The organism is Psychrobacter sp. T6-1 (assembly GCF_052258445.1).
The window spans coordinates 1-556 of record NZ_JBQQFC010000797.1 but is presented as its reverse complement, the minus strand read 5'-3'; the positions used below and the strand labels follow the sequence as shown (position 1 = coordinate 556).

General features: G+C 46.8%; 1 protein-coding gene. It reads right to left on the bottom strand.

The window, feature by feature from the left end:
- On the bottom strand, positions 1-556 hold a 556-nt coding region (locus ACTXGO_RS16620; RefSeq protein WP_459112951.1), incomplete at both ends, for a preprotein translocase subunit SecA.

The window sequence follows — 556 nt, the reverse complement described above, 5'->3', positions numbered from 1 at the left end:
ATAACATCAAGATCGTAAGTGGATTTAAATTCTGCCGCCTCAGTATCAGCAGTACCTGTCATACCAGATAATTTGTCATACAAGCGGAAAAAATTCTGAAAAGTCGTCGTCGCCAGCGTTTGGTTCTCAGCTTGGATTTCGACGTTTTCTTTGGCCTCTACCGCTTGATGCAGACCCTCTGACCAGCGGCGACCAGGCATGGTACGCCCCGTGTTTTCATCAACGATGACTACCTCGCCTTCATCGACGATGTAATGCACGTTTTTGACAAAGATATGATGGGCGCGAATAGCGGCTTGTACGTGCGCGAGCAGCGGCAGACGACTTGGACTATACAGACTCTCTTCAGGTCCTAGCTCGCCCACTTCGATTAAAAAGCGCTCAATTTTCTCATAGCCTTTTTCGCTAATCTCAATTTGACGGTTTTTTTCGTCAATCCAAAAGTCCTCTTCTTCATTGTTCTTGTTCGCTTCTTCATTTTTTGAGCGAATGAGTACGGGAATAATCGTGTTGATCAGCGCATACATGCGTGAGGAGTCCTCGGCCTGACCTGAGA